Origin of the sequence: Cyanobium sp. L1E-Cus (genome assembly GCF_024345755.1) — a bacterium.
In the GTDB taxonomy this organism is placed as follows: domain Bacteria; phylum Cyanobacteriota; class Cyanobacteriia; order PCC-6307; family Cyanobiaceae; genus Cyanobium_A; species Cyanobium_A usitatum.
The window spans coordinates 38,782-48,111 of record NZ_JAGQBS010000017.1 but is presented as its reverse complement, the minus strand read 5'-3'; the positions used below and the strand labels follow the sequence as shown (position 1 = coordinate 48,111).

18 protein-coding genes are annotated in these 9,330 nt (G+C 60.8%); 5 read left to right on the top strand and 13 right to left on the bottom strand.

Going from position 1 to position 9,330, the window contains the following annotated elements; genetic code table 11:
• Positions 1–312 precede the first annotated feature (312 nt).
• The 7 genes from KBZ22_RS12935 to KBZ22_RS12905 all read right to left on the bottom strand — a co-directional run bounded on the left by KBZ22_RS12935 (position 313) and on the right by KBZ22_RS12905 (position 3,985).
• On the bottom strand, positions 313–582 hold the full coding sequence (locus KBZ22_RS12935) for a hypothetical protein (RefSeq protein ID WP_255022269.1): 270 nt from the start codon (positions 580–582) through the stop codon (positions 313–315).
• 449 nt (positions 583–1,031) lie between these two features.
• Complete coding sequence (locus KBZ22_RS12930; RefSeq protein ID WP_255022268.1) at positions 1,032–1,283, bottom strand: hypothetical protein; 252 nt, start codon at positions 1,281–1,283, stop codon at positions 1,032–1,034.
• Between the two features lie 109 nt (positions 1,284–1,392).
• Positions 1,393–1,605, bottom strand: coding sequence for a hypothetical protein (locus KBZ22_RS12925; RefSeq protein ID WP_255022267.1), 213 nt, complete (start codon positions 1,603–1,605; stop codon positions 1,393–1,395).
• A gap of 273 nt (positions 1,606–1,878) precedes the next feature.
• The gene (locus KBZ22_RS12920) at positions 1,879–2,262 is read right to left on the bottom strand and encodes a HEPN domain-containing protein (RefSeq protein ID WP_254929315.1); all 384 of its coding nucleotides are present in this window, start codon (positions 2,260–2,262) and stop codon (positions 1,879–1,881) included.
• On the bottom strand, positions 2,249–2,599 hold the full coding sequence (locus KBZ22_RS12915; protein ID WP_255022266.1) for a nucleotidyltransferase domain-containing protein: 351 nt from the start codon (positions 2,597–2,599) through the stop codon (positions 2,249–2,251). Before KBZ22_RS12915 ends, KBZ22_RS12920 begins: the two co-directional genes overlap by 14 nt.
• A gap of 183 nt (positions 2,600–2,782) precedes the next feature.
• The gene (locus KBZ22_RS12910; protein WP_255022265.1) at positions 2,783–3,064 is read right to left on the bottom strand and encodes a hypothetical protein; all 282 of its coding nucleotides are present in this window, start codon (positions 3,062–3,064) and stop codon (positions 2,783–2,785) included.
• A gap of 66 nt (positions 3,065–3,130) precedes the next feature.
• Positions 3,131–3,985 carry a hypothetical protein gene (locus KBZ22_RS12905; protein WP_255022264.1) on the bottom strand — a complete coding sequence of 285 codons (855 nt, stop codon included), beginning with the start codon at positions 3,983–3,985 and terminating at the stop codon, positions 3,131–3,133.
• Between the two features lie 102 nt (positions 3,986–4,087).
• Between KBZ22_RS12905 and KBZ22_RS12900 the strand changes: the two genes are divergently transcribed.
• Together KBZ22_RS12900 and KBZ22_RS12895 are read left to right on the top strand one after the other, a co-directional pair.
• Positions 4,088–4,288, top strand: a complete 201-nt coding sequence (locus KBZ22_RS12900) for a hypothetical protein (RefSeq protein ID WP_255022263.1) — start codon at positions 4,088–4,090, stop codon at positions 4,286–4,288.
• Entirely contained in the window at positions 4,251–4,511 is a 261-nt protein-coding gene (locus KBZ22_RS12895; RefSeq protein WP_255022262.1) for a hypothetical protein, read from the top strand. The genes KBZ22_RS12900 and KBZ22_RS12895 overlap by 38 nt, the downstream gene beginning before the upstream one ends.
• A gap of 34 nt (positions 4,512–4,545) precedes the next feature.
• On the opposite strand, the gene KBZ22_RS12890 is transcribed toward KBZ22_RS12895, so the two are convergent.
• The 3 genes from KBZ22_RS12890 to KBZ22_RS12880 form a co-directional block, all read right to left on the bottom strand.
• The gene (locus KBZ22_RS12890) at positions 4,546–4,920 is read right to left on the bottom strand and encodes a HepT-like ribonuclease domain-containing protein (protein ID WP_255022261.1); all 375 of its coding nucleotides are present in this window, start codon (positions 4,918–4,920) and stop codon (positions 4,546–4,548) included.
• Positions 4,917–5,234 (bottom strand): nucleotidyltransferase family protein, encoded by a 318-nt coding sequence (locus tag KBZ22_RS12885; RefSeq protein WP_255022260.1) that lies wholly within the window; start codon positions 5,232–5,234, stop codon positions 4,917–4,919. The genes KBZ22_RS12890 and KBZ22_RS12885 overlap by 4 nt, the downstream gene beginning before the upstream one ends.
• Positions 5,235–5,541: 307 nt before the next feature.
• A complete protein-coding gene (locus KBZ22_RS12880; RefSeq protein WP_255022259.1) occupies positions 5,542–5,787 on the bottom strand; it encodes a hypothetical protein in 246 nt (81 codons plus the stop codon).
• 76 nt (positions 5,788–5,863) lie between these two features.
• Here KBZ22_RS12880 and KBZ22_RS12875 point away from each other — a divergent pair, with 76 nt between their 5' ends.
• Both KBZ22_RS12875 and KBZ22_RS12870 read left to right on the top strand, forming a co-directional pair.
• Positions 5,864–6,130 (top strand): hypothetical protein, encoded by a 267-nt coding sequence (locus KBZ22_RS12875; protein ID WP_254997540.1) that lies wholly within the window; start codon positions 5,864–5,866, stop codon positions 6,128–6,130.
• Positions 6,130–6,558 carry a type II toxin-antitoxin system VapC family toxin gene (locus KBZ22_RS12870; protein ID WP_255022258.1) on the top strand — a complete coding sequence of 143 codons (429 nt, stop codon included), beginning with the start codon at positions 6,130–6,132 and terminating at the stop codon, positions 6,556–6,558. Before KBZ22_RS12875 ends, KBZ22_RS12870 begins: the two co-directional genes overlap by 1 nt.
• Positions 6,559–7,033: 475 nt before the next feature.
• Here KBZ22_RS12870 and KBZ22_RS12865 read toward each other — a convergent pair whose 3' ends face one another.
• The gene (locus tag KBZ22_RS12865; protein WP_255022257.1) at positions 7,034–8,176 is read right to left on the bottom strand and encodes a cation:proton antiporter; all 1,143 of its coding nucleotides are present in this window, start codon (positions 8,174–8,176) and stop codon (positions 7,034–7,036) included.
• A 167-nt stretch (positions 8,177–8,343) separates the two neighbouring features.
• Here KBZ22_RS12865 and KBZ22_RS12860 point away from each other — a divergent pair, with 167 nt between their 5' ends.
• Complete coding sequence (locus KBZ22_RS12860; protein WP_254961174.1) at positions 8,344–8,538, top strand: hypothetical protein; 195 nt, start codon at positions 8,344–8,346, stop codon at positions 8,536–8,538.
• A 39-nt stretch (positions 8,539–8,577) separates the two neighbouring features.
• On the opposite strand, the gene KBZ22_RS12855 is transcribed toward KBZ22_RS12860, so the two are convergent.
• A complete protein-coding gene (locus tag KBZ22_RS12855) occupies positions 8,578–9,000 on the bottom strand; it encodes an NUDIX hydrolase (protein WP_255022256.1) in 423 nt (140 codons plus the stop codon).
• A gap of 9 nt (positions 9,001–9,009) precedes the next feature.
• Complete coding sequence (locus tag KBZ22_RS12850) at positions 9,010–9,234, bottom strand: hypothetical protein (RefSeq protein ID WP_255022255.1); 225 nt, start codon at positions 9,232–9,234, stop codon at positions 9,010–9,012.
• Positions 9,235–9,330 lie beyond the last annotated feature (96 nt).

The following is a 9,330-nucleotide window of genomic DNA, read 5'->3' as shown; positions in this document are numbered from 1 at the left end:
AGAGCCTGCATGCCATTGACTGCCGCTGCCACCTCAAAGCCAGCTAAACGCAGCCGCGTTTCCAATATGCGCCGGATATTCGCCTCGTCATCGGCGATCAGTATTCGGATGGGATGGGTGCGACGTTTTGGGGTCAAGACACACCAAGCGCCGCAAGACGGGGGAATTAATAGGAGGAATTTCCGTTGATCGTGGATTACGAACAAGAATCGTCACAGAGGGAGCTGCCCTATCCGCCGCCCCTTGCCCCTTCTCCTAACGGCGCAAAGCCTCAGCTTTTAGTTGCTGCATCAGCCACAGCAGCAGACCTACTCAGACCACCAGCTGGAGGTGCCGGCTGCTGAACAGCTCTCCGGTGCAGTTCACCGGCAATAACGCAGAGCGGCCAGCCCGGTACCAGGCATCTACCAAAGCAGCGCTGGAGCGGGGGTAGAGCTGTCCAGCCAATATCCAGAGCTCGTCATGCAGCACCTGGGTCTGATCTGGTGTGCCTACGTACCAAGGCGACTCAGGGTCCTGCGACAGCTCCTCATGGAGCAGCAGTAGTCCCTCAAGTACGCAATTAGCGAGGTCAGGCGTCATCGGCTTTGCTGGCCCCACCTTGCGGTGCGGCTACCCAAGAATGTCCATCCACGCACACCAAGGTGCGCCAGATCAAGCACTGGCACCCAGAGGGTTGCGTTGCAGTGCGCCGCAAAGAGGAGGCAAGGCAGTGGCGTTAGGGGACTAGCCCAGCAGCGCTCAAAATGAAAGGAGCTAGCGCAAGAGATCACAGCAGTGCTGCGGTCGCCGGCGGCTGCTGTGAACTTGCCACAGCGGAGCTGTGGCTGCTAGTGAGCATTTGTTGCGCGCATGCAGCCGCCAGCTGTGATTTCTTGCACAGTGAAAGCAGGCGCCAGAGAGTTAGGTGCCGGCATGAGCGCCTGCACTCCCTTGCCCGGCCGCTCCAGAGAATCCCCCGCTCACCCCGGGGGTTTTCTGTTGCTGGATTTTTGAGCAACTCTGCGCAGCCTCTTGGCCTGCCCGCTGCATCAGCGCGGCAACGGGCACAGCAAGGGCCCTGGCATACGACAGGTACGCCAGCCCCCCTTGGTAGTGGACACCTCCACACCGATCAGTGCAGCGGGGTGGTTGCTTTCAGTGATCGGTTCAACCCAGGCAATGGCATCAGCGATCGCGTCATCAAGGCTGCTGTATTGCGCGTCGAGCTCACGGTGCGGCTCGCAGCCACCATCAATCAGGCGGTAGCAACGCTCTGCTCCTTGGCTAGTTGAAATCTGCATCCGTTCTCTTTCAGTTCTGCCGGCCGCACCTAACGGTCCGACCCAGCTCATCACCATGGCGAGCCAGCAAACCACTTGGCTGTATCTAGCAGAACACTTTGATCTGTCGTTACAGCCAGCCCCGATAAGCGCTGCGCTGCCTGCGGGCACTGGCCTTAGAGCGAGCAGAGCCGAACTGGGGGCTCGCTCCATTACGGCGGCGTCTTACCCAGCTGCCCTGGCGAATCAGGCGGCTATCGGCAGCATTGGCCTGCTGTTTGGGGGAGCGGCCATTGCAAGGGTGGGGCCGCCACCTTGAACGCGAGCGGTCTTCTGGTTTCACGGCCTGGGCCGCAGCACCAGCCAAACAATCAGCAGGATGCTGCCGGTGCTCACCGCCGTAAAGATCCAGTCGGCGTAGGGCGTCCAGGGCATTGCGCCAGATTGGCAGAGGTATTGATCGGGAGCAGGGCGGAGGAATGCAAAACCGCCGTCCCCAGTCAGCACGCGAGACCACCGAGGCGATGGTGCGCAACATCGACCGCGAGCTATCTGTGGCCCCCTTTGGGGTCTCTCGGCCCCTTTCATCACTCACTGGCAGCGCCCAGCTGGTGGATCAGCAGCCTCTGCGGACGATCAGCTCGACGTGATCGACCAGCTCCACAGCCCGCTGTTGCCAGTCGCTGCGGTCCAGCTCCATCGGCTCTGGCTCAGCGTCGTAACGGAACTGGACGGCAAAGACGGTGAACGCTTCTAAAGCCAGAAAGGGCTCGACATCCCCGCCCGCATCCGCGACCCGTTCCAGCAAGGCCGTGAGGTTATGGATCAGCGGTGGCTCCTCGCCAAGGCTGAACAACCAGGCCTTCAGGGCTTTTTCCACGGCCTGCTGAATCTGAAAGCCCCAGCTGGATTCATCGATGGACGGGATCTGCAGAACCTCTGCTGCCTTGAGATCGCGGCGAGCGATCCGCAGCAGGGCCTGGGCCTCAGGGTTGGCCATACAGCAGCCGTCCTTCTCGGTAGGCCCTCGCGATCACGTGGCTGAGCCAATGCCGCCGTTCTGCCACCTGGCTCTGGGAATAGAGCAGGAGGTCAATGGGGATTCGGTGGTGCGCGAGCCGGCGCCAGAGCTTGCCGAGGGTGTCAAAGCGGTTGTTCTGCAGCAACCAGCTGTCGCTGGCGGTGATCAGCAGGTCGATGTCGGAATCCGCGCGCGCATCGCCCCGGGCATGGGAGCCAAACAACCGCACTTCAGCGCCAGGAATCTCATCCCGGATTTCAGCCGCCATCTGCTGCAGCTGGGTTTCGCTGATCGTGGCGGCTGGAGCTGTGGTCATGGCAATACCTAGACCCTAAGGATGCCGCGGTCTTTGCGAAAAACACAAGTCGCAGCTCCAATGGTGATCTACCTAGCCATAACAGCAGGCAGCTTTTGATCTCCTGCTAACGACTCCCCTCCACCCACTCGCGCCTGCTCGAGCTTTCTGGGCTCCATCACTGCCTCGCACCGATAGGACCGCTTAGAGCCAGCTGCGGTAACGGCTGCGCTGGCGTCTGGCCCCTGTTCGTGCAGCAGCAGTGCCGAACTGGGGGCTGCTGCCGTCCTTGCGGCGACGCACCCAGACCCCTTTGCGGATCAGTCGACTGTCTGCGGCATTGGCCTGGCGGGCTGAGAGCAGGGTGCCGTAACCCGCCTTATGTCGGGCATGGGCTCTAGTGCGGGCCTGAGCAGCTGTGGCAGCCGGCACCACGGTGGCTGTCGAGCGGCGGCTCCAGAACACCAGGTAGTAGCGGCTGGCCATTTGCTGAACGGCTGTGCTCAGCGACGTGGGCTGCGGCCGTTGGTGACAAAGCCAGCGCGGTAGAGCTCACTGGCACTCATTGCCTGGGGGTTGAGCACCTCGCCGAAGCCACCGCCAGAGCTTGCACCTGCTCCCACCCCTGTTGCGTTGCCCAGTCCACCGGCGCCAATGGCACCTGTCCCCATGGCACCGCGCTTTTGAAACAGGAAGCCGTAGACGGGGTGGATACCAGGGCTGATCGAGGAAGTCAGCGGTGCTCAGTGGCCGCCCGTCATCACCCAGCAACGGCTGGCCCTGGCTGTCCAGAGGTTCGAGCACATCACTCCCGTCCTTGCCGGCGCTTAGGCGAAAGCTCTCCCCCAGCTGCCCCTTAAAGACATCAAAGAAGGTGCCGCGCCCGTCGCCGCCGGTGCGGCCCTCGGCTTCTGAGAAAGCGCGCTCCAGCAGCCGTTCCTTGCGCAAGGCCAGCACAAGGGCTTGGGCGCCATCGCGTTCAGCAGCCACGGTTGCCACCTTTTTGGCGGAGGCTTCTTCCATCTGCCGTTCGCGCAGCTCCACCTGCTGCTCCAGCAGTTGCTTCTGCCGTTCTGCCTCCTGCAGGCGGGAGTATTCCTCCGGGTTGATCTCAGAGAAGCGGGTCAGCTGCTGCCGTAGACCCCGCAGATCTTTTTCAAGGTTGTTGCTGCGACGCCGTTCAGCCTTAAGGGCTTCGCTGAGGCCGTCCTTCCCTTGAGAAGCAGGGTCATGGCCACTGGGCGCAGGATCGCTTGCATCTAGCGAGTAGGTATCGCTGCTGCCGGTCCGTGCATCGGCCTCAACCCCGTCGTTGGGGTCGTCGGCGTATGAGTTCGGCTCAAGCTGGTCGGTCGTGCTCAGCGCACCTCTCGGTGCGGCCTGATCGGTGTTGGTGCTGGTGGCCATGACCCGTCTCGGCTGTCAGTGGAATCGGCAGCCCATCGCGGCGCTGCCACTCCCTCTTGCCGAGGGGGGCCTGTTTCGGGCAAACCGCCTTAGCCTCAGGACATGGGCAGCGTTCAAGACATAGAAGCTGCCGTCGAGCAGCTAGCTCCCGAGCAACGGGCCCAGTTCCGCGCCTGGTTCGAAGCCTTTGATGCCCGTGAATGGGATCTGCAAATCGAGCAGGACCTAGGAACTGGTCAGCTGGACTGGCTGGCTGAGGAAGCCCATGGCAATCTGGCTGCCGGGCGCTGCAGCGATCGGTGAAGCCCTCCCCTTCGCTGTTCAATTGCTCGTGGACCGGGCCTACGAGCAACTCAAAACCGACCCCCGCCACCCGTCGCTGCACCTCAAACGCACCGGCCGGTTCTGGTCTGTGCGGGTGGGGCTGAGGCGTCGCACCTTGGCAGTGCAAGCAACAGAAGATGAGCTGCTTTGGGTATGGATTGGCACGCACGCTCAGTACGACCAGCTCCTCAAGAAGGGCTGACGCTCCCTGTTGCGTAGGCCAATAGGTCGTTGGCTCAAGAGGGTTGCCGACTACGTGCCTCCAAGGAGCGAATGGCGTCCAAAACACCGGGCAAGGCTTCCTGGCAGATCAGCAGCACCTGCTCAGCATCCAAATCGAAGTACTGGTGGGCAATGACATCGCGGAATCCCATGGCGCCCTTCCAATCGATCTCAGGGAAGCTGGCCGCCAGAAGGCCTGGGCGGAGTTTCTCTAATCGCTTTAGAGCTTCCCCGACTGCCAAGAACTGCATGCAGATCACATCGAGTAGGTCCTGGCCTTCCTCCTGCTCCAGCAGATCTGGATCATTCAGTAGGGGCTTTGCCTTGCGCTCGATCCGCTCTAGGGCCTGTCGCAGTGGCGTCAGCAGTAAGAGCAGATCACCACTCACGCGCTGATGCCCTCTTTGAGGATCGCCGCTCGTAGCGCCGGGTTCATGCGCTCTCGCAAGCGCACCAGGTCAATAGGGCGCTGCAGCAGCTGCTCCAGCTCTTCTTTGAGGTGCACCGTCGCGAAGGGTGTGAGCGGGTCAAGTTCCACCCAGACATCCACATCACTGTTAGCGGTGGCTTGGTTGCGAACCGTGGAGCCAAACAGGCCGATGCGTTGCAGCTGATACAGCTGCCGCCACTCGCTCTGGCGCCCGCGCAGAAGCGAAAGGAGCTCTTGAAGGTCGAGTGCTGGTTGAGCGATCGAGCTGGTCATTGAACCAGTTGCATCCAGCCAGTATCGGCTAGTTCGGCCGTGCAGTCAGCTCTGCTGACTTGTGACGCCAAGTTCTGCCTTACAGGATGACCACATGAGGAACAGGCAGACTTTCGCGCCTGGTTAGGAGCCTTTAAGGCCAAATCAGGTTGAGAGACCAACCAGGGGACTTCGGAGGTGGTGCGAAGTCGCTGCATGTGCTCAACCCCTCAGCAGGGCCGCGCTGCCAACCATCCCGGCGTCATCAACAGGGTCAGCTGGTCGCCGTAGCGGCGCCGCTGGTTAAGCAGGGCGGTCTCGTAAGCGATCACGTCGGCAGCGGAGCATCGCCGCCGGCGGCAACCGAACCAGCGATCGGCCCGGAGGAGAACTGCTTCTCGATTGCCTGCTCCTGCTCAGGGCTGGGCGCCAGCAGTTGCTGATCGATAAGTGCCACCGCATCAAGCAGGGCACGGTCGCTGGAAGGGCTAGCGCCTGGCGGATGGCTTCTTGATCCTGCGGTTGCCAGCTCACCGCGGAGCCTGAATTCAGCAACGGGCCAACTACGCAGCATCGAGGGCCATTGCCGACCATGCAAAAACCTGTATTACAGTTAGTCCATTCGTCGTACTGGGTTAGCCCTGCGGGCCATGCCGCTCACCGTCAGGCTCGATTCCGACACCGAGCACTTTCTCAATGACCTGCTGGACGAAACCGGCCAAGACAAAAGCTCTCTGATCCGCCAGCTAATCCGTGAGCGCTGGCAGCAGGGGCAGCCACGCCCCTCCATTACCCAGCAACTGGGCGGCCATCCCGAGGCCTTCCTCGACACCCTGCCAGCCGGCAGCGCGGAGCGGCAGCAACGGCGCCGGCTTCTTGGCCAGCACCTACAAAAGCGCCGAACCGAGCGGAGCTGATGCAGCGGATCTTGATCGATTCCGGCATCCTGCTGAGCTACTACCAGCAGCAGGAACCGCTCCATCAAGCGGTTATCGCCTTCTTTGACCAGAACACGGCTCAGCTGGTCACCTCACCTATCTGTATCGCTGAGGTGCTCTGGCTGCTTGGTAGTCCAGGCGACCCCCGTGTGCTGGCGGCTCAAAACCACCTGCTTAGCGCTGTGAGTCGAGGTGGCATTGAGGCCATCAACCTGCTTCCAGATGACTATGCCCGTGTCGCCGAGCTCAACGGGCGCTACGCAGACCTGCCAGGTGATTTCGCTGATCTCACCTTGGTGTCCCTCTCTGAGCGGCTTGATATCGCTGAGATCCTCACGCTTGACAGCGACTTTGATGTCTACAGGCGTTTCCGCAAGAAACCCTTCTGCCGGATTCCCCTTGGCTGAGCAAAGGCCTTTTGTATCGCCTGGCTCTGCAGCAAGGCCTAGGACTGGGAGGCGGCAATCGTCACCTCAACAGGTAGGGCTAGTCACACCTTTGTCATCTCCGTTGCAGTGAGAATGAAGCAATCAATGGCATTAGCAAGCCCAGCCCTCAAAAAGTCGACTTGGATGAATGATGATTCCTTTCCGTGCCCTACTGCTACAGAGACTGATTTGCTCGGCCTGGTCCATCGGCGCGATTGCGCTGGTGACCGCCTCACTGCTGGAGTGGGGTTTGGTTGTTGCTGGCCCTGAAAGGTTGCCCTGATTGCAGTGCCTGAGCTCAGCACCTCAAAGTGAGTGACGGCGAGTGACAGGAAGGCGTTTAAAGTAATTAGTTAGATCAAAGTAGTTAGTCAGATTAGAAACAATGGCCCTCAAGCTTGGCCAGAAGAAAAGCCCTAAGAGATCAGCACACACTCATCTGGGTTAAACAGGATCACCGCTTCACCGCCATAGCCAATGCCGGCAGCAGTAAGACTGACAGCAGGCTACCGCCCACCAGAGCTGCTCCCACTTGCGGCGACATCAGCCCAGCCTGTACCTCGAGATAGGCGACAACAATCGGCAAATTGAGTGACTGTGACACCAGCAGCGAAAAGCGCAGTCGTTCGATCAGATCAGGCAGCGCCTGGCGATAAAGCAGCCACTGGGGCAGACCACGTATCAAGAGAATCCCTGCTAAGCAGATCACTGGTCCCCAGGGATGGGCTGCTACAGAGGCGAGGTCCAGCCGAGCACCGGCAACGACGAAGAACAGCGGTACGAATAAACCGTAGGCCGACGCCTCCAGTTGCTTAATCGCAGGGGAGATGTCGGGTTCGGCGATAAACCGCCTCATCACCAAGCCTGCCAGCAGTGTTCCCATCAGGGTGGCAACTCCCAACGCCTCCGACAAGGCAATTAGTCCGACCACGAGCAGATACAGCAGCTGGATTGGGGTGGCGGATGCTGAGCCCGCTACGGACTCGAACCAATACCAAAATCTTGACTGCCCCATCCGCGCCGGCACCAATGCCAGCAACCACGCCACCACCACCACCAGAGCAACACTGAGCACAGTTGTGATGGGATTGGTTGATCCCAGCAACAGAGCCACGGCCAACACCGGGCCCAGTTGTCCCCAAGTGCCTGCACTAAGCAACAACCGCCCCAGCGGTGAATCCCACTCTCCCGACTCCCGCAGGATCACCAGCAATGTCGATAGGGCGGTCGAACTGAGTGCCACGACCAATGCAACCGGACGTAACCCACCGCCGAGGGGCAGCACCGAGACCAGAAGAACCCCCACAATGAGGGTGGCAAACCATCCCAAGGCCCCCAGCCGGCCTGGGGTGCCGCCAAGGGTTTTCTGATCAATATTCAGTCCTATTAAGGCGAAGATCAAACCAAGACCTATCTTCGCGAAAAGATCAATCGCTGGATCCTGTTGCACCAAGGCCAGGCCAGAAGGCCCTACAGCAATCCCCCCCAACATCAATAGCGCGACTGTTGGAAGGCGGCCTCCAAACAGTCGAGCTACGAAGGGAGATACAGCAACAATGGCAACGATTGTCAGCAGTCCCTGTAGACCAACACTCATTGGCTGCGGAAAATTCAACCATCATCCTGCTTCAGCAGAGCTGGATCGTTGAGGAGGGGCCTTGCCTTCCGCTTGAGGGCATGCGCGCTGGTGCCGATGTGGTAAGCCAGTGATCGGCTCGGGTGGTATTTATCCAGCTGTTACTGCGTCAAGAGCCGGTGATAACAATGAGCCAAGCCCCTCGTCTTGAAAAGCTAGGCCGCTTTCTGTTGCGGGGCCTGCGCATCGGCGCCAGCACCGTGTCGATCGTGGAGTTGCTGCGTAGCGACTGGAATGCTGGCATCAGTGCTGGCGTCGCCTGGCTGGTGTTTCTGCAGGTGGAGCGGCGGCTGCCGCCCCTCAGCCCGGAGACCGAGGACTGATTCGTGCCCCGACCTTCATCGCTCCGGGCTTTGTCGTGTTCAGACCAGCTTGGTGAGCACGTGCTGCATCACCTCCAATAGTCCATCGGCGAGGGGGCGATGGCTGCTGAGCTTGGCGCTCCAGATCGATCCCGACAGCAGTTCCTCTGGGCTTATCAAACCCAAGTCCTGGCCCTCCAGAAGCTGCAGCTGCTCCAGCGGCACCGATAGCTCGGCCTGAAACACATGGGCCGTTCGGCGGTGGATGTGATGCACCATCACCAGCTCCACCGCCGGGGGCTGCCAGCTGATCTCCTCCAGCAGCTCCCGCCGCAGGGCCTGCTCTGGCGTTTCGCCGGGGTCGAGGTGTCCGCCAAAGAGCCCCCAGCAGCCGGGCGCAACGATGTCGGGGATCTCGTCGCGCAGCTGCATCAGCCAGCGACCATTCCGATGCAGCATCGCCAGGGCGACTTCAACGGCCATGGATCGGCCTCAGGCAGCGGCCGACCGGCGCTGCTGCTTGGCGACGAGCGCGGCCCCGCCGGCTGCCAGCACCAAGCCACCGCTGATGGCGAGGAAAACCAAGGTCTGCAGCAGCAAAAGGAAGATTCCAATGGCCGACCCGGTCACGATCTGCACCCTCGCCTTGATCAGCAGGGTGAGCAGCAGCAGCACAGTGGCCTTAAGGGCCAGAACCTTGGCCGTAGTGAATGGCAAAAAGGGATTCAAAAACACATGTTGATCTCGGGTGTACCCATGCTGGCGGACTGATCCGGCAGCGGTGGCTTCATTTGCGGCATTTCAACGGGAGTG